The sequence below is a fragment of the Companilactobacillus halodurans genome, from assembly GCF_009600995.1.
Lineage (GTDB): Bacteria > Bacillota > Bacilli > Lactobacillales > Lactobacillaceae > Companilactobacillus > Companilactobacillus halodurans.
Window position 1 is genome coordinate 1 of record NZ_VDFO01000049.1, and the last position, 17,334, is coordinate 17,334.

A 17,334-nucleotide genomic window follows, 5' to 3' on the forward strand; every position below is an offset into this window, starting at 1 on the left:
AACATCTAAAGGGCATGAATGGTGTCCTTTTTTGGTGTTCTTAAATGGTTATTACTAATAAATGGTATACAAAAATAAAGTTGATGGCAAAATACCTATCAACTTTATTTATCGTACAGCCAATAAATGCAGGGACGCTCTTTGCGCGGTACCACCCAAATTCAAGTTAAAAACTTGCTCTTTACTCCTGTAACGTCGGAAACGTCATTTTAGTTAAGTATTTGATAACTCATCCTGCTTGGCTTGCACCGACCGCCAATTCTCTGTTCACTGAAATGAGCTACTACTATTAATTACTAAAACGTATTATAAGTATGATGATACACAGCACGCGATTTTTTTTCAAGCATTTTTTAAGTATCCTCTTTAATTATTGTATAATGAAGTTGTTTTTTTGAGGGGGAATATTATGAAAAAAACACTCTATTTGATGCGTCATGGTCAGACACTCTTCAATATTTTAAAAAAAATTCAAGGCTGGTGCGACTCGCCTTTAACACAAACCGGCATCAAGCAATCAAAAATAGCTGGAGAATACTTTAAAAGTCACCAAATCACCTTTGATCGTGCATTTTGCTCCACTGCCGAACGTTCTAGCGATACCTTGGAACTTGTCACTAAAATGCCTTACAAACGTCTCAAAGGCTTAAGAGAGATGTCCTTTGGAAAATTTGAAGGCGAACATGAATATCTCAATCCTAAAATTAGCGATCCAAGAAAACAATATGGTGATTTCTTTGTTCAATATGGTGGCGAAGCCAGTTGGGAAGCACAGGCTCGTGTTAACGATACCATTACAAATCTTATGAATGAATCCGGACAAAACACTTTGGTCGTCAGTCATGCTGGTTCCATCATGCTCTTTTCGTCGCTTTGGACTGACCCTAACAAAATTATTGACAGTGGCTTTTCTAATTGCAGTATTTTAAAATATTCTTTTGAAAACAATAAATTCACTTTGGAAAAAATTATCAACTTCTGACCAAACTAAATAGTTCTAGCAATCAAAATATCGTGATTGCTAGAACTATTTTTCATTCAATATAAAATTCAATCCAAAATCAAATTATATGTGATTCAATCCAATCCCAAACTTCATCCTTGCCTTTTTTAGTTTCAGCACTAAATAGCTGTAAAGTATCGGTTTGGTTGATACCCATAGTCTTTTGAACTCGACTGATGGTTTTGTTCCATTGATTGCCTTTGACCTTGTCCATCTTCGTAGCCACGATCAATGTCGGGATATGATAATAACTGACATATTGATACATAGATATATCATCATCACTAGGATCATGACGACCATCGACCAAAATAACAACGCCCTTTAAGACTTTACGCGTCGTTAAATATTCTTCAATCATAACGCCAAATTCTTCACGTTGTTTTTTAGAAACTTTTGCAAAACCATATCCTGGAACATCAACTAAATATAGCTGATCTTCAATATTGTAAAAGTTTAAAGTTTGCGTTTTTCCAGGCGTACTAGAAGTTCTGGCAAAAGCCTTACGATTAATCAAAGTATTTATCAACGATGATTTCCCAACGTTTGAACGTCCTAAAAGGGCAATTTCAGGATAGCCTTCGTCAGGATACTGTTTAGAACTGACAGCACTTAAGTTCATCGACACATTATTTACTTGCATAATTCACCTCAATTAAGTAATTTTACCATAGAAAAAAAAGGCTGCCAATTAGGCAACCTCTCCATTTTTAAGAATAATTTCTGGTTCTTTAACTTTTCTTACAGCATCCTTAGTAACTTTAACGCCCTCAACATCATCGCGACCAGGAATAGTAAACATAGTATTTTGCATTGTCTCTTCAACGATTGATCTCAAACCACGAGCACCTGTGTTACGTTCAATCGACATCTTCGCAATTTCCTTGAGTGCACCATCGGTGAAGGTCAATTTAACTCCATCGAGTCCTAATAATTCAACATATTGCTTAATTAGGGCATTCTTAGGCTTTGTAAGAATATCGACTAAGTCACTCTCAGTCAATTTCTCAAGCGCTGTAACGATAGGAATACGACCAATAAATTCAGGGATGATACCAAACTTCATCAAATCCTCAGGAATGATTTGTTGCATCAAACTCTTTTCTTCGGCTACAGTAGCTTTTTGCTCAGCACCAAAACCAATTGTCTTATCGCCTAAACGGTTCTTTACAATTTGTTCGATTCCATCAAAAGCACCACCAACAATGAAAAGAATGTTAGTCGTATCGATTTGAATCAATTCTTGTTGAGGATGCTTTCTTCCACCTTGTGGTGGCACACTAGCAATTGTTCCTTCAAGAATCTTCAAAAGGGCTTGTTGAACACCTTCACCTGAAACATCACGAGTAATCGAAACATTTTCACTCTTCTTGGCAATCTTATCGATTTCATCAATGTAAACAATACCGTGTTCAGCCTTATCGACATCGAAATCAGCATTTTGCAAGAGTTTCAAGAGAATATTTTCAACATCCTCACCTACATAACCAGCTTCTGTCAATGTAGTTGCATCAGCAATGGCAAATGGAACTTTCAAAATACGAGCTAAAGTTTGAGCTAAGAAAGTCTTACCTGAACCAGTAGGTCCAATCAAGGCAATATTACTCTTTTGCAACTCAACTTCGCCGTCTTTAAGATGTTCCATTTTGTTGATTCGCTTATAGTGATTATACACAGCAACTGACAAAGCACGCTTAGCAGCATCCTGTCCAATTACATAATCGTCCAAGATCTTTTTAATTTCTATAGGTGTAGGAATATTGTCAAGATCTAATGGTGTATCTTCGTTTAACTCCTCATCGATGATTTCTTTGCATAAATCAATACATTCATTACAAATATAAACACCGGGTCCAGCAACTATCTTCTTTACTTGATCTTGTGTCTTACCACAAAACGAGCAACTAATAGTGCCAGTATTTTCTGTACTATCAAACATGTATAATTTCTCCTTCAATAGTTCCAATAGTTTGAAAGTCTAGCATGGTAATAAATAAGAGTAAAGTATTTAGTTTCAACTCAATTTATAAAAAAAGGAAGCCCAATGGCTTCCTAGATTTTAGTTAAAGATTCAATTATTTTTCAACTGATGAGTCAACAATCAATTCGATTGCCTTCTTAGCACCAATATCATGAGCTAACATATCATCTGAAAGTGCATTTCTAACTGCTTTTTCTTCCATCTTGTATTCGTCAGCAAGTGACTTGATTTCAGCTTTAATTTCGTCTTCTGATGGTTTGATATTTTCCTTAGCAACAATTGCTTCGATAACTAAGTCAGTCTTAACACGTTCTTCAGCATCCTTAGCAAATTGTTTCTTCAAACTATCTTCGTTTGTACCAGTCATTTGGTAATACAACTTAGGATCGATACCTTGACGACGTAAGTTTGCTAGGTATTGGTTCAATTGGTTATCAACTTCTGTATCAATCATTGCTTGAGGAATTGAGTCAATCTTAGCATTCTTAACTGCACCAGAAATTGCTTCTTCTTGGATATTTTCTTCAGCAGTTTCTTTCTTTTGATCCTTGATTTCATCATGAAGCTTTGTCTTCAATTGTTCAAGTGTGTCGACATCTTCATCAACGTCTTTAGCAAAGTCGTCATCTAACTTAGGTAATTCCTTTGTTTTAACTTCGTGAAGCTTTGTCTTGAAAATAGCCTTTTTACCAGCTAAATCTTTTGCTTGGTAATCCTCTGGGAAAGTAACGTTAACGTCAATATCTTCACCAGCTGAGTGACCGATCAATTCATCTTCGAATCCAGGAATGAATGTACCTGAACCTAATTCTAGTGAGTAGTTTTGAGCACTGCCACCATCGAATTCTTTTCCATCAACAGTACCAACATAGTCGATTACAACTGTGTCGCCCTTTTCAGCCTTACCATCTTTAAGAACAAGTTCAGCTTGTTGTTTTTGAAGATCTTCAAGACGCTTTTCAACATCAGCCTTCATAACATTACGTTTTTGTTTCTTAACTTCGATACCTTTGTAATCGCCAAGTTCAACGTCAGGTTTAACAGTAATTGTTGCTGTAATAGCCCAAGGTTTGCCCTTTTCCATTGATTCAACATTGATTTGTGGTTGATCAACTGGTTCAACCTTTGTTTCGTCGACAGCGTTTTGGTATGCATTTGGTAGAACTGCATTTAGAGCGTCTTCGTACAATGCTTCTTCGCCGTACATACGGTTAAAGATTTGACGAGGTACTCTACCTTTTCTAAAACCAGGAACATTCAAGCTCTTCTTAACACGATTAAAAGCAGTATCTAAGCCACTCTTGATAGTATCTTGGTCAATTTCGAACTTAAGTTCACCAGTATTATTTTCTTTTTTTGTAAATTTAGCCTTAGCAGACATTTATATTATCCCTCCGGTATTTCAACGATCTCATACTTTGTAATATTACCCTAAAAAGGCAATATTGTAAACATTAGACGTGATTTCTAACTAATTTTAAAACATCATTTGTCTATTATAAAATACTTTATGCTATTTTTGAATATTTAAGCATAAAAAAAAGAGCTGGATTACCCAACTCTTTTTTAAAATTATCATTACCACTTAGAAATTAGTCTAAGATTTCTGTAACAACTCCGGCACCAACAGTACGGCCACCTTCACGAACAGTAAATCTTGTACCATTTTCAATAGCAACTGGAGCAATCAAGTCAACTTCGAAAGTAACTTGGTCACCAGGCATAACCATTTCTACACCATCTGGTAGTTCAATAACACCAGTAACATCAGTTGTGTGGAAGTAGAATTGTGGACGGTAGTTTGAGAAGAATGGAGTATGACGTCCACCTTCTTCTTTACTCATGATATAAACTTCACCCTTGAACTTGTTGTGAGTCTTGATTGAACCTGGCTTAGCAAGAACTTGTCCACGTTCGATTTGATCACGGTTAATACCACGTAGTAAAATACCAACGTTATCTCCGGCTTCACCAAGATCCAATGTCTTACGGAACATTTCTAAACCAGTAACAGTTGACTTAAGAATTTCTGGCTTCAAACCAACAATTTCAACTTCGTCACCAATCTTAACTTCACCACGATCGATACGACCTGATGCAACAGTACCACGACCAGTGATAGTGAAGACATCTTCAACAGGTAGTAAGAATGGCTTTGTGTTATCACGTTCTGGTGTTGGGATGTATTCATCAACAACATCAAGAAGTTCTTCAACATGTTTAACTTCTTCAGGGTCTCCTTCAAGAGCCTTCAAAGCTGAACCACGGACAACAGGAATGTCATCCCCTGGGAAATCGTATTCTGATAATAGTTCACGAACTTCCATCTCAACTAGGTCAACTAGTTCTGGGTCATCAACAAGGTCAGTCTTGTTCAAGAAGACAACGATGTATTCAACACCAACTTGTCTAGCAAGCAAGATGTGTTCACGAGTTTGTGGCATAGGACCATCAGTAGCAGCAACAACAAGGATGGCACCATCCATTTGTGCAGCACCAGTGATCATATTCTTAACGTAATCAGCGTGTCCTGGAGCATCGATATGTGCATAGTGACGCTTTTCAGTTTCGTATTCAACGTGAGCAGTGTTGATAGTAATCCCACGTTCCTTTTCTTCTGGGGCCTTATCGATATCAGCATAATCTTCAGCCTTAGCTAAACCTTTTTCACTCAAAATCTTAGTGATTGCTGCTGTCAAAGTAGTCTTACCGTGGTCAACGTGACCAATTGTCCCAATATTTACATGGGGCTTAGTTCTCTCATAATGTTCTTTTTCTGCCATTACAAAGAATCCTCCTAAAATTTCATTTCATAAGATTGATCCAAAGAAAATGTTCTTTAGACGACTCTTTACTGAAAAATTATACTACTTTCAGAGGTGAAAGCAAAGTAATTCAACGCAAATCACCGACTAAAAATATACTCTTTGGATTATACGGGGCGTAAACGAAATTGTAAATACTAAGAGCAAAAAAAGTTTAATTTTTTCACTCTTGAAAGGTATTTATCAGTTCATCGAACCTTTTTAACCAAGTTTTTACGTTGTCTAACCCTTGATTATCACTTATCTGTGAATCATCAACTAAACCATACCTTAAAAGCATTGCTTTTGTCCAGAGGGTTGGCTTCGTTATTATTTCATCACCGAATGGGTATACGAAAGCCGAATACAATGAAAGCTCACCTTTGAAATTTTCCATTTGTGCATCATTTTCATCGGTCAATAATTTTTCTAATTCGTCACACATTTTCAAATAGACATCAGTTGACATAATAGGCATTAACTTGCTTGGATTGCAAGTTTTATTTTTTCCATAAAAAGAAATATCAACATTTTCATCAAGACCTAATTTTAATAAATTCTCCAATGCTTCACTCTTTAAAAGTGGATGCAGCAAGGGATTCTCCAATAAAATCTTGGCACTCTCAATATAATCTTTTCGATTAAATTGGCGCAATTTTCTTAATAATTGAATTTGTTGAGAAGTTGACTCTGTAACGATCGACAACAATCGTTGCGTTACCTTTTCTTTTTCAGGCTTAAATGATCTCTCATGTCTATCTTCTGCCACTCTGATTCTTTTAGTAACGTCTGCCAAAAACTCTGGCTTAATATTTGACAAGGTATTTGAATCATAAAAATTCAACATTTGATTGGCTAACAAAAAATCATTGTTTTCTAAGACAATGTCTAAAGCCAATTCAGCAGTATCCGGTTCGCTAAGGTAATAATTAAAATAATCTAATATCACTGCTTCAGCATCGCCCGGTCTTTTTTGATTCAACAAAGAAGCAGCAAGCCCTTTATTGATAGAAAATGACTGCTGCATTGAATATGCCTGAGTATATAAATCAGCTGACTCAATCCAATTGCCTTTATCAAAAGCTTCATCGGCTTGGTCAATGATTTTTTTTAGATTATTTGAATCGTCCATAAAATACCTCAACAATATCTGAATAGATTAAATCATTCTACTTCTTTGCTTTTCTGTGTCTGTTTTGATTAACTTCCATGATTACTGGCAAAATAACTGGGTGTCTATTAGTTTGTTCATACAAGAAATGATTTAACTTATCACGTACTCCTTGTTTGAGATCCGACCAATCGAAATCTTTACTATTTTGCATGTAATCGACGATGGTCTTAACAATGATATCTGAACTTTCATTTAATAAGTCACGACTAGCACGCATATAAACAAAGCCACGAGCCGTTATTTTAGGCTTAGCAACGACTTTCTTCTTTTTACGGTCAATTGTAGCTACTGCAATGAAAACTCCGTCTTCGGCCAATAATTCCCGATCACGCAAAACAATGCTACCGATATCGCCAATACCAATACCATCAATCATAGTATCGCCAGCATCAACGCCCTTACCTTGATAGAATTGACCATTTTCATAGTTCAAGACATCACCCTTTTTAGTAAGGAAGATATTTTGATAAGGAACTCCTGTTTCATGAGCTATTTTAGCGTGTGCATCTAACAAACGGTACTCGCCTTGAACTGGAATCACATTTTCTGGATTCAATAAATTAATCATCAATTGCAAATCAGATTTGTTAGCATTGCCAGATGAATGCTTATCATCACTTAGAGCCTTAACTTCTGCACCGGCACGATAAATTGCATCCCTAGCTTTGGCAACAGTAGTTTCCATAGCGTGTGAAGGAGTCGTGGCAATAAAGACCAAATCGCCTTCCTTGATTTGGAACTTCGTCTTAGAGGCTGGATTAGCCATTTTACGAAGCACTTGAACGGGTTCGCCCATTTTACCAGTCTCGATGATAACTAGCTTGCTTTCATCAATTCCTTTTAATTCACGAGGCTTAACTAATAGCTCTTTATTAGAAACCTTCAAATAGCCAAGTTTCATAGCTGTTTTCAAAATCTTTTCAGCATCTGTTCCTGATAAGAAAACTCGACGACCTGTCTTATTAGCTGCATCCAGTACTTGTTGCATTCTTTGAATATTAGAAGCAACTTGTGCCACAATTATACGTCCATCGTGATAACTGAATGTATCCAAAATATATTCATAAATATCTTTTTCACTAGAATTTTCATATGGAGATTCGGCATTTGCTGAATCACTTAATAAGGCTAAAACTCTTTCACTACCAATTTTGGCAATGCGGCCATAATCTGTCTTATAAGTTGGTGTTGCGGCTTGGTCAAATTTAAAGTCTCCAGTATAAACAATTTGTCCTTCGCTTGTCTTAATTACTGTACCTAAAGATCCAGGAATTGAATGCGTTGTTTTGAAGAATGAGACTGATGCTTCTTCAAAATCGATTGCTGTATTTTCGTCAATAATATGGAAATCTGAGAACTTCTTACTACGACGATCACTGGCACATACGATTTTAGCCAATTCAATCGTCATTTCAGAACCAAACACTGGAATATCATAGTCCCCAATTAAATAAGGCAATGCTCCAATGGCATCAGCATGTCCATGTGATAGGAAGATTCCTACTACCTTGTCGATGTTTTGCTTGATGTATGTCATATCAGGAACAACTACATCAATCCCATAAAGATCGTTATCAGGATACTGTAAACCAATATCCAAGATATAAATCTCATCATTTACTTCTATTGCGTACATATTCTTTCCATTTTCACGTACGCCACTTAACAAAATTATTTTAATTTTTTTGCTCATTTTCATCTCTCATTTCATTAAAATAGCATAGATCATAATATTCTATTGTGATTTTTAAGTCTTTTAAGACTATTTAAGCTATACCTGTTTGCTATTTTACCATATCAAACAACATTTAGAAAAAATAAGCGAAAAAAAGAGATTCCATTTCTGGAATCTCTAAAATAATTATTAACGACGTAGACCTAATGACTTAATCAATTCACGGTAACGTTGAACATCCTTATTACGTAGGTAACCTAACAAGTTACGACGGTGACCGATTTTCTTAAGCAAACCAACATATGAGTGGTGGTCTTTCTTGTTAACCTTCAAGTGGTCGTTTAATGAGTTAATATCATAAGTTAAAACTGCAATTTGTACTTCTGGAGAACCTGTATCTCCATCTTTACGAGCATATTTTTTGATAACTTCGTTTTTCTTTTCTTTTGAAATAGCCATTTCAATTCACCTTTTCCTTATATATTTAGCCAAACTATGCTTGCGTTGGTGATTCGTCAAACAGAGCATGGTTAACACAGGTATATAATTTACTACAAATCAAAGAATATTGCAATACCATAAAAAAAACAGACAATTTATTGCATTGACAATCTGAATTATGTATAATTCTATGTATTGAGTTTTAAGCTTAATAGGTTATCGGAGGTGAAATTAATGCCACAAATTAAATCAGCTATGAAACGTGTGAAGACTGCAGAAGCTGCAACTCTTCGTAACACTTCACAAAAGAGTTCAATGCGTTCAGCAATTAAGAACTTTGAAGTATCAGCAGAAAAAAATGCTGACAACAAAGATGAAATGTTCAGAACAGCAATTCGTGCTATTGATATGGCTAAGTCAAAAGGTCTAATCAAGGCTAACAAGGCTGCTCGTGATAAGTCAAGACTTGCTAAAATGAATTAATGATAAGCAACCATGAGGTTGCTTTTTTTGTACCTTAAAATATTTTAAAAAGCGAAGTAAACGACCTATTCCTTATGAAATCAGGTGATTTACTTCGCTTTTTCTTTAGGCAAATTTAGCTAAGAAAAGATCAAATAACAATTCTTTGTCGCCCTGCCCAGACTTTACTTGAAAATCTAGGTTAACAATATCTGTATACATCAATTGTAAATTATTCATTTTTAATGATTTCGTTTGACGATGGGCTAATTTGACCCGGTATGGATGCAAGTGAAGGTTCTTTGAAATAGTGCTTTCTGATAAACCCTTTTCCGTAAGAATTTTTACTTGAATCAATAAACGTAATTGTGAAATCAAAATGGCTGTTAAAAGAATTGGATCAATTTTTTGTAAAAGAAATTGATGATAGAGTTCTTCAGCTTGGTAGATATTTTTCTTCAAAATTTCGTTCATCAAGTCAAAGACATTGTCCTCTAATGATTGAGGAACTAATTCTGATACAGCTGCACTATCAATCTTTTTTGTTTTTAAAGAATATAACTTCAATTTACTCAATTGATTAGTTATCAAAGAGTAATTGCTCTTAGTTTTATTGATCAACAAATCTAGAGCATTAGGATCAATTTGATATCCAGCTTGTTTCAAATCATTTTGAACCGTTCGACTTAAAACTGGACCTTCCATTTGGCCCGCATTAACGGTCGTTGCCAATTTTTTCAATTGTTTAACAACTTTTTTACGGGCATCTAATTTATCATAAGAAGTAAAAATCACTAATATGGTCGATGGCGTGGGATTTTGAATATACTTGATCAGCAAGTCAACATTTTGTTCAATTGCATTTTTAGTTCGTTCAGCAGTCAAAAAATAAGGATGTTCCGCAAAGACTAATCGTTTTTCGCCGAAAAAAGGTGCAGAAATAGCCTCATTTATCATATCGGCAATAGAGACTTCCTCTAAATCAAAATTGGCAAAATTCATTTCCCGTTCTTCTGGACTCATAATGCTCTTAAAACCTGCTTTAATTTCCTTGATAAAGACTTCTTCTTTACCAGTTACTAAGTAAACATTTTCCAGTTTACCTTGCTGCAGGTTATTTTTTAAATCTGTTATTCTCAACTACGTCACCCTTTAAAAAAGTTGTTATCTTCTCTTTATTAGTAAAGAAAGAATAATACCAAGATATCATACCATATTCGGCCGTATTAAAATAATCCACCTGATGCTGCATCAAACGTTTTAAAGTTTCTTTATTAGGATGTCCATAACGATTGTTAATACCTGAAGAAATAAAACCAATCTTAGGATGAGTCGATTTCAACAAAGTATCGCCTGTTGAGGTCCGTGATCCGTGATGACCAACTTTTAGATAATCAACTTTAAACTTATGATTTGATAAAATATCTTTTTCACCGACAATATCTAAATCGCCAGTAAACAACCAATTGCGGTTATTCATCTTGGCAAGTAACGTCAACGAATCGCCGTTTTCACCGATACTAGGTTTCTTGGGCCAAAGAACTTGCCAATCAATCGTATCTTTCAAGACATCTCCTTGTTTTAAATTATGAAATTTTACATTGGGGAATTTCTTAATAGCGCTCCTAATATGGATATTATTCTCTAGCCCCACTCCAAAATTGACTTGCTTAACTTTAAATTTGTCCAGCAACGTATCTAAATTGCCGATGTGGTCGACATCCTTATGGGTTAAAAATAATTGATCGATATTACTGATGCCACGAGATTTTAAGAACGGAATGGTACTTTTTTCAACTTGATTGCTATTAGTGCTCTTTGCCCATTGCGGTTTAGGAAAAGCAAGTTTTCCACCGACGTCAATTAAAAAGGTCTTCCTAATCAAAGGCGTAGTTATTACAATCGAATCACCCTGACCAACATCAACTAAATTAACTGAACCAAATAAAGGAAACTTATTTAAAAATATACTGATACAAAAAAACAACAGATAAAGACTCAAGTACTTATTTAAAAAGGTTTTGGTTTCAATGTAGAATAATGCCAAAATCATTAGAACAATTAATAACCAAACTGAGATTTTCCCTGTAATGAATAAAAAAGTCTGATCAATCGATAATTGATTCAATAAACGATAAAAATCGTCGAAATACTTATCGACAGTCTTCCAAATACTCCAATGAACGCTTAAAGAGGAGAGCAGCGTAATCGGTAGAATAAGATACGTAAAAATAGGCACGAAAATAACATTCATTAATATCGTTAACCAATTAAATTGATAAGTATAAAAACAAATCAATGGCAAACTTACCAAATTCATTTTAAAAAATTGTACTAAGAAATTACTTTTCTGATAAAGATAAAAAATAGCAAAAGAGAGTAAAAAACTCAACTGACCGCCCATTTCTAAAATAGCGAACGGATAAACAAAAGTACAAATCAATAACGCAACGGCAAACATATCCAGTCTGCTCAAAGACAAATGCATTTTTTGACAGACTATCCCAACAGTCACAAAGACGATTGCACGCCAAATCCCGCTTTTAGACCCTACTAAAATCCCATAGCAAGGTAAAACTATTAACATAGCTGAGTCGACCCACTCAACTGGTATCCTTAATAAAGACGTTAACTTTCTTATAATTATTAGCAATATCAAAACATGCAGACCTGAAAGACTAAATAAGTGAATAACCCCTAAAATACTCAACATACTTAAAAAATCTCTTTCAGATGATTCGGTATATCCCACCAATAAGCTTTGAGCGTGAATCTTTAAGTGTTTTGGCAACTGACTTAAATATTTGATTATATGTATTCGTAAAACATTTATCCTATCTTCGATTGTTTTTGATTGATAGCTACTTTTTTGAGAAAACTCCTCAATTTTAATAGTTTTAAAAATACCTTTATGTTGCAAATATTTTTGATAATCGAATTCGCCAATATTCCTGGGAGGGGTTATTTCTTGAATTTGACCATTTTTTATTTCTACTTTCACAGGATAATCAAGTTGCTTCCAAAAATTTTGGTCCGTTTGACTCTTTATCCGATAATTAAAACGAAAATTATTTTTCTCACCCTGTAATTCGCCACTAAGACTATCGCCATTAACCGTCAAAGTATCTGGAAAAATGACTCCTGATTCAATACCCTCAGTTATGACGTGTTGTTGTTGAATAAAAAAACAACGACCTAAAAAGATTATTCCTACTATAAATACTAAAAGATTCAATTTTTTATTTTTAAGAATTAAAATTCGCCAAATCATTAAAGCGAGTAAAACCAAAAAAATATAGCCTTGAAAATAAACTGTCGTTATTAAAATTGCCACAATCCCTGGAAAAATCCAAAAATCTTTCATTTACTCAAACCGTCAATTGATCTTTCAAAGATTCCAAACTTTTCTCACCAATTCCCGAAACCTTAGTTAAATCATGCAAATCTTTAAAATTACCATTCTTTTCTCGAAAAGCGATGATTTTTTCGGCTTTCTTTGGTCCAATCCCAGAGACATCTTTAAAGTCGTCAGCTTTGGCTGAATTTATATTGACCTTCTTTTGTCCTCCACCACTGCCCTTATTTGCTGAATTTTGGGGTGATACCTGTGTCTCTCCAGTATAAGGAACGTAAATTTGCATCTGGTCAGTGACTTTTTGAGCACGATTTATTTGCTTAACATCAGCATTTGCCATCACGCCACCAGCCATTTGCAAAATATCTTGAACGATAGTTCCTTTTTTAACTCGATAAACTCCTGAATTTTTAACTGCGCCTTGAATATCAACCACAAAAATATCGTTATTGATTTTTTGCTTTTTTTCAGGAGCTTCTTTATCTTTAGTAACAACTTCAGTTTTGATTTCATTTTGAACTGGCTTAGTCTTATGAGTCCAAAAATATAATGAACCGAATATACTCATTACTAAAATCATTGCTATCACGATAATATTTTGTTTGATATGACTGAATACTTCTTCCATTTTTACCACCTCATATCCAAAATACGTAAAAAAAAAACACAGCCCTATTTAGACTGTGTCTTTTCAAGATAATTAATGGCATCATTCAAGTTTTTAACTGGAACAATTTTCATCTTTGTATGAATTTTTTTAGCTGCTCGTAAAGCTAAATGATAATTATTTACGTATCCAGGTTCATATTTTTTAATCTCTTTAGTAACTGGATCATTTGGTGCAAAGAAAATTGTAGCTCCCTCTTCTGAAGCGGCATAAACTTTCTTCTCAATCCCACCAATTGGTCCAACTGTTCCATCTGGAGAAATCGTACCTGTACCAGCAATCGTTCTACCGGCTTTCAAATTCTTATTGGTAATCTGAGAATAAACTTGCAAAGTAAACATCAATCCCGCTGATGGTCCACCGATATTACCAGCGTTTATCTTAGTAGGAGGATTTCCCTTTGCTTCAGTGTTGTCAGTCAAAGTAATTCCTAAGCCAAAGCGCTTAGTATCAGCTAATTTGACCAAACCACCACTTGCAGTCATCTTCTTGCCATCACGTGTGAATTGGATTTTCACTTTAGCGTTTTTCTTTTGTTTCTTAACATATTTGATAAACTGATCGGCATTATTGAAATGATAACCATTGATCGATGTAATCGTATCTCCAACTTGTAATTTCTTGTTAAATTGGGAATTAGCCATTACATCCATTACATAAACGCCTAAGTATTTCTTAGTGAATGGTTTATCAGCTTTTGAATATGCTGCTTGAATGGCACTATTAGTTGCCGATTTCATATAGTAACTTTGGACTTTGAAATAGTCTTCGCTACTTTCATCGCCCATCAAGTCTTGTTGCGAATAAATCGTTTCAAAATTATTACCTAAAGATTTTAGAAGCGTATATGGCGTTCCACTCACAATTCCAACGGTCGTCAAAAGCAAATTACCCTTTTTCTTATCATGCTTTCCATCAACCTTAACAAACTGAGAAGTATCTTCAGCAGTACCAGGAACTTCCAAATAATAACCAGTTGGCAAAGTAAAAAATGCCATTACGACAATAATAATAAAAAGGGCGCCAAAGACCTTATTTCTAGTTTTGTTGAATTTCAAAATATTATTCCTTCCTCAACTTATCTATCAATGCTTTTGCAACTTCAGGAGGAACAAATTCTGAGATATCCCCACCAAACTTTGCTACTTCTTTCATCATTGATGATGATATCGTAGCATACCTATCATTTGCTAACAGAAAAACCGTATCGATTTTTTTATCGAGAACACGATTAATGGAAGCAACTCCAGATTCATATCCGAAATCGTCCGGATTACGCATCGAGCGTACCATAAATTGTGCACCGACCTCAGCCGCAAATTTCGTAGCTAATTCATCCTTACCATCCATCACAACAATGTTTTTTATATCGCCTAAGGCATCTTCGATGAATTTCTTTTTTTCCTCATATGAGAATAAATAATTTTTAGAAGTATTCGTCATCGGTACAACGTATAATTTATCAAATAATTTTGCTGCACGACGAATAATATCTATATGACCATTAGTCACGGGGTCAAAACTACCCGCATAGAGTCCAATCTTTTGCGACATTTTATCCTCCAAACTGATATACTGCTACTTTGGTATCTTTATATTTCTTTTCCTTTAATAATTCGATACGAGAAAAATCACTCAAATCAATATCGTAATCAGTCTCATCAACGATGATTGCCTCTGGATTCAATAAGTCTGATTCAACCATATCTTTAATAATTTGTTCTGTTACTTTCATCCTATATGGAGGATCTAAAAAAACTAAATCAAATTTTTGTTGATTTTTTGCAAAATTTTCTAATGCATCTGTTGCTGAAGATTTCAAAACTACAAAGCTATCTTCCTCATGAGTTTTCTCAACATTTTCTTTAATCGTATTGATTGCTTTATAGGCTTTATCTACCAAATAAGCTTGCTGATAACCTCTTGAGACAGCTTCAATACCAAGACTACCAGTTCCCGCAAATAAGTCTAAGGCGACCCCACCATTCAAATATGGTGAAATCATGCTAAAAACAGCTTCCTTTACTTTAGCTGATGTTGGTCGAGTATTGTTAGTCGGCACCGCTTTTAAATTTAAACCTCGAAATTTACCTGAAACAACTTTCATTCTGAATCCTCTTTATTATCATTAGTTTTTAAAACATAGTGTTCATCCAATTCTTTGCGATGAGCTAAAGCGACACGTTTAACATACTTTTTTGCTGTTAATTCTTTTTTTACTTCCGCAGCTTTACTGGAGTTAACATATAACATTACGTATTTCATTTTTGGAGAAGTATAATAAATCGTTCCATAACGTTGCAGCTTTTTTCTCCATTTCAAAGAGTAGATCCAGACATACAATGCCTGACGCTCCACTTTTTTGTACATAAAATCATCCTTTTTTCATTTTCTCAAATTTAGTCGTTGCCTCAAGATTTAAAACGATTCCTAAAGCAATTGATAAAATCAATAAACTAGAACCACCATAACTAATAAAGGGCAACGTAACACCTGTTAAAGGAATTACACCAAGCAATCCTCCAACATTTAAAACTAATTGCGATAAAATCATTGTTGCAATTCCATAATAAACCAAAGAGTTATAAGTTTTCCTAGAACGAAATCCTAAGGAGATCATTCGAAAAATAATTATAAATAAAAGTCCTAAAATAAAGGTTACTCCTACTAAACCTAATTCTTCACTGATAATCGATAAAATAAAGTCAGTATGAGGCTCAGGTAAGTAGCCTCTTTTTTGAATACTATTACCTAAACCAACCCCAAAGACTCCACCGTTACTGATGGCGTAAAATGAATTCACCAACTGCGCACCGGCTTTTTGTTCCAAAAGAAATGGATGTTGCATGGCTAAAAATCGTTGATAGCCATAGCTTCCCTTAATAAAGGCTGGCGGAAATTTAGTAATAAAGACTATCATGCCCACAAAAATAAAAGTTAAAAAGCCACTCAATTCCGCAATTAATTTCCCTGGAATCGTAGAAGATGCAACGATGACCAATGTAATCAAAGAGAGAATCAACGCCCCACCAACATCGGGTTGGAAAAGAACCATAATAATTATCGAAGCGACAATCAGCATTGGTTGAAAAACTTCTTTAAGAACTTCACGCCAACCTTTTTTTTGCGACAACCGATTCTTCTTATTGGTCAAAAACAAGGCCAAAAACATAATTAAAAATAACTTAGCCAACTCCAAGGGTTGAAAATTAATAATTCCCAAATTAATCCACGCAGAAGCACCGTTGACCCTACTACTAGGAACCAACAATGCTCTAATTAAAAGATAGAGGAGCGAACCAACAGTTACCAACATAATAAAGCTCAAAATTCTTTGATTCTTCAAAATCTTCTCTTTGAGCATAAAAGTCACCAAACAAAGAAATGCTCCCATGACGGCATAGATTGCTTGTTTAATCAGATACTGATTAGTTTTACCACCTACAACTAAGGCATTATAAAAACTGGCAGAATAAACCATAACGACTCCAATACCTAAGAGCAGGATGTATGGAATGACGATCCATAAGTCAATTTTCCTTAATTTTTTCACGTTATACTCCTAAAATCTGATATTAAGATTATACCACCAAATAAATCAAGAAAAAAAGGCTAGGAGCAAATGCCCCTAACCCTTTATTTAAATGGTTCTAAACTTTCTGGTGTTGATGAATAAATCAACGCCAGTTTTTTATTCTCTTTTAGATAAAAAAAGAACATCACTGTTCTCGTGTTAAGATTTAAGCAACCAAACCAAATCAAACAGGAGTGA

General features: G+C 34.8%; 17 protein-coding genes. 2 read left to right on the plus strand and 15 right to left on the minus strand.

Annotation, left to right across the window (positions count from 1 at the left end; all coding sequences use genetic code 11):
• Positions 1–406 precede the first annotated feature (406 nt).
• Entirely contained in the window at positions 407–982 is a 576-nt protein-coding gene (locus FHL05_RS11080; protein WP_338025953.1) for a histidine phosphatase family protein, read from the plus strand.
• A 79-nt stretch (positions 983–1,061) separates the two neighbouring features.
• Here the strand turns inward: FHL05_RS11080 and yihA are convergent, their stop codons facing one another.
• The 7 genes from yihA to rpsO all read right to left on the minus strand — a co-directional run bounded on the left by yihA (position 1,062) and on the right by rpsO (position 9,096).
• On the minus strand, positions 1,062–1,646 hold the full coding sequence (yihA, locus tag FHL05_RS11085) for a ribosome biogenesis GTP-binding protein YihA/YsxC (protein WP_153384319.1): 585 nt from the start codon (positions 1,644–1,646) through the stop codon (positions 1,062–1,064).
• Positions 1,647–1,694: 48 nt separating this feature from the next.
• On the minus strand, positions 1,695–2,942 hold the full coding sequence (clpX, locus tag FHL05_RS11090) for an ATP-dependent Clp protease ATP-binding subunit ClpX (protein ID WP_153384320.1): 1,248 nt from the start codon (positions 2,940–2,942) through the stop codon (positions 1,695–1,697).
• Positions 2,943–3,078: 136 nt separating this feature from the next.
• Complete coding sequence (gene tig, locus FHL05_RS11095) at positions 3,079–4,365, minus strand: trigger factor (RefSeq protein WP_153384321.1); 1,287 nt, start codon at positions 4,363–4,365, stop codon at positions 3,079–3,081.
• A gap of 211 nt (positions 4,366–4,576) precedes the next feature.
• Positions 4,577–5,767, minus strand: a complete 1,191-nt coding sequence (tuf, locus tag FHL05_RS11100; RefSeq protein WP_153384322.1) for an elongation factor Tu — start codon at positions 5,765–5,767, stop codon at positions 4,577–4,579.
• Between the two features lie 205 nt (positions 5,768–5,972).
• Positions 5,973–6,920: a tetratricopeptide repeat protein gene (locus FHL05_RS11105; RefSeq protein ID WP_153384323.1), complete on the minus strand. Its 948-nt coding sequence runs from the start codon at positions 6,918–6,920 to the stop codon at positions 5,973–5,975.
• Between the two features lie 37 nt (positions 6,921–6,957).
• Complete coding sequence (locus FHL05_RS11110) at positions 6,958–8,655, minus strand: ribonuclease J (RefSeq protein ID WP_153384324.1); 1,698 nt, start codon at positions 8,653–8,655, stop codon at positions 6,958–6,960.
• 171 nt (positions 8,656–8,826) lie between these two features.
• Positions 8,827–9,096, minus strand: coding sequence for a 30S ribosomal protein S15 (rpsO, locus tag FHL05_RS11115; RefSeq protein ID WP_153384325.1), 270 nt, complete (start codon positions 9,094–9,096; stop codon positions 8,827–8,829).
• Between the two features lie 216 nt (positions 9,097–9,312).
• Between rpsO and rpsT the strand changes: the two genes are divergently transcribed.
• Positions 9,313–9,561, plus strand: coding sequence for a 30S ribosomal protein S20 (rpsT, locus tag FHL05_RS11120; RefSeq protein ID WP_153384326.1), 249 nt, complete (start codon positions 9,313–9,315; stop codon positions 9,559–9,561).
• Positions 9,562–9,666: 105 nt separating this feature from the next.
• Here the strand turns inward: rpsT and holA are convergent, their stop codons facing one another.
• The 8 genes from holA to FHL05_RS11160 are packed head-to-tail and all read right to left on the minus strand — an operon-like array spanning position 9,667 to position 17,115.
• Positions 9,667–10,680: a DNA polymerase III subunit delta gene (gene holA / locus FHL05_RS11125; protein WP_153384327.1), complete on the minus strand. Its 1,014-nt coding sequence runs from the start codon at positions 10,678–10,680 to the stop codon at positions 9,667–9,669.
• The gene (locus FHL05_RS11130; RefSeq protein WP_153384328.1) at positions 10,655–12,904 is read right to left on the minus strand and encodes a DNA internalization-related competence protein ComEC/Rec2; all 2,250 of its coding nucleotides are present in this window, start codon (positions 12,902–12,904) and stop codon (positions 10,655–10,657) included. Before FHL05_RS11130 ends, holA begins: the two co-directional genes overlap by 26 nt.
• 4 nt (positions 12,905–12,908) lie before the next feature.
• A complete protein-coding gene (locus FHL05_RS11135; protein ID WP_153384329.1) occupies positions 12,909–13,523 on the minus strand; it encodes a helix-hairpin-helix domain-containing protein in 615 nt (204 codons plus the stop codon).
• A 44-nt stretch (positions 13,524–13,567) separates the two neighbouring features.
• A complete protein-coding gene (locus tag FHL05_RS11140; protein ID WP_153522729.1) occupies positions 13,568–14,620 on the minus strand; it encodes a SepM family pheromone-processing serine protease in 1,053 nt (350 codons plus the stop codon).
• Positions 14,621–14,624: 4 nt separating this feature from the next.
• The gene (coaD, locus tag FHL05_RS11145; RefSeq protein WP_153384331.1) at positions 14,625–15,116 is read right to left on the minus strand and encodes a pantetheine-phosphate adenylyltransferase; all 492 of its coding nucleotides are present in this window, start codon (positions 15,114–15,116) and stop codon (positions 14,625–14,627) included.
• Position 15,117: 1 nt separating this feature from the next.
• The gene (rsmD, locus tag FHL05_RS11150) at positions 15,118–15,669 is read right to left on the minus strand and encodes a 16S rRNA (guanine(966)-N(2))-methyltransferase RsmD (RefSeq protein WP_153384332.1); all 552 of its coding nucleotides are present in this window, start codon (positions 15,667–15,669) and stop codon (positions 15,118–15,120) included.
• The gene (locus FHL05_RS11155) at positions 15,666–15,932 is read right to left on the minus strand and encodes a YlbG family protein (RefSeq protein ID WP_153384333.1); all 267 of its coding nucleotides are present in this window, start codon (positions 15,930–15,932) and stop codon (positions 15,666–15,668) included. Before FHL05_RS11155 ends, rsmD begins: the two co-directional genes overlap by 4 nt.
• 4 nt (positions 15,933–15,936) lie before the next feature.
• Complete coding sequence (locus FHL05_RS11160; RefSeq protein WP_162000291.1) at positions 15,937–17,115, minus strand: FtsW/RodA/SpoVE family cell cycle protein; 1,179 nt, start codon at positions 17,113–17,115, stop codon at positions 15,937–15,939.
• Positions 17,116–17,334 lie beyond the last annotated feature (219 nt).

Coding starts and splice junctions, on each gene's coding strand:
- yihA (WP_153384319.1), bottom strand. CDS start 1,646: ATGCAAGTAAATAATGTGTCGATGAACTTAAGTGCTGTCAGTTCTAAA.
- clpX (WP_153384320.1), bottom strand. CDS start 2,942: ATGTTTGATAGTACAGAAAATACTGGCACTATTAGTTGCTCGTTTTGT.
- tig (WP_153384321.1), bottom strand. CDS start 4,365: ATGTCTGCTAAGGCTAAATTTACAAAAAAAGAAAATAATACTGGTGAA.
- tuf (WP_153384322.1), bottom strand. CDS start 5,767: ATGGCAGAAAAAGAACATTATGAGAGAACTAAGCCCCATGTAAATATT.
- FHL05_RS11105 (WP_153384323.1), bottom strand. CDS start 6,920: ATGGACGATTCAAATAATCTAAAAAAAATCATTGACCAAGCCGATGAA.
- FHL05_RS11110 (WP_153384324.1), bottom strand. CDS start 8,655: ATGAGCAAAAAAATTAAAATAATTTTGTTAAGTGGCGTACGTGAAAAT.
- rpsO (WP_153384325.1), bottom strand. CDS start 9,096: ATGGCTATTTCAAAAGAAAAGAAAAACGAAGTTATCAAAAAATATGCT.
- rpsT (WP_153384326.1), top strand. CDS start 9,313: ATGCCACAAATTAAATCAGCTATGAAACGTGTGAAGACTGCAGAAGCT.
- FHL05_RS11130 (WP_153384328.1), bottom strand. CDS start 12,904: ATGAAAGATTTTTGGATTTTTCCAGGGATTGTGGCAATTTTAATAACG.
- FHL05_RS11135 (WP_153384329.1), bottom strand. CDS start 13,523: ATGGAAGAAGTATTCAGTCATATCAAACAAAATATTATCGTGATAGCA.
- coaD (WP_153384331.1), bottom strand. CDS start 15,116: ATGTCGCAAAAGATTGGACTCTATGCGGGTAGTTTTGACCCCGTGACT.
- rsmD (WP_153384332.1), bottom strand. CDS start 15,669: ATGAAAGTTGTTTCAGGTAAATTTCGAGGTTTAAATTTAAAAGCGGTG.
- FHL05_RS11155 (WP_153384333.1), bottom strand. CDS start 15,932: ATGTACAAAAAAGTGGAGCGTCAGGCATTGTATGTCTGGATCTACTCT.